1 protein-coding gene and 1 pseudogene are annotated in these 565 nt (G+C 40.5%); both read right to left on the bottom strand.

Going from position 1 to position 565, the window contains the following annotated elements; genetic code table 11:
• Window positions 1-74, bottom strand: a pseudogene (locus CIK04_RS25970) (RTX toxin-activating lysine-acyltransferase RtxC); the annotation flags it as partial.
• 17 nt (window positions 75-91) lie between these two features.
• Window positions 92-466, bottom strand: coding sequence for a peptide chain release factor 1 (locus CIK04_RS25975; RefSeq protein ID WP_128824706.1), 375 nt, complete (start codon window positions 464-466; stop codon window positions 92-94).
• Window positions 467-565: the final 99 nt, after the last annotated feature.

Here is a 565-nt window from a genome sequence, read left to right on the forward strand (position 1 = left end):
TGGCTGAGCAGCATGACACCACCTATCATCTGTTGCATTTGCGCTAATGTGAGATTTGCTGGTTGATGTGTAATAGACCATCTGCCCTATATCAACCAATAGCTGTTATTTTTTTTGCTTGGGAAGTGCGTTTTTTCGGAGCGGCTTTCTCTTCCACGAGAGTTTCCGCTGGTGATTCTTCCGCTTGATTTACCGCAGCATCACCTGCTGGTAGAAAACCGGCTGCAACAAGCTTGTCGAATTCAGCTTCCATTCTTGGATCTTCTAGCATGTTCTTAATCATCGATACCATATACATAAAACCAGAGGCAGGCATATGGACAACTTGCTTAAGTTCAAGATCATTATCGCTTTCAGCCATGACGCCGTTCGCCATGTTTTTTTGATCCTGACCGACGAAATAAAGAGAAAAAACACCTTTATTGTAGTTAACGCTAGATACTGTTTGAACAAACTTCTCAGTCATAAATTTCCCCTACTTATTTTATATAGATAAGACGAAATCGTTCTTTAAAAGGAATCACTCTCGCCTGCAAGCTCAATTAAAAGGCAGAATATAAGAATT

The sequence above is a fragment of the Vibrio sp. 03_296 genome, assembly GCF_002265885.1.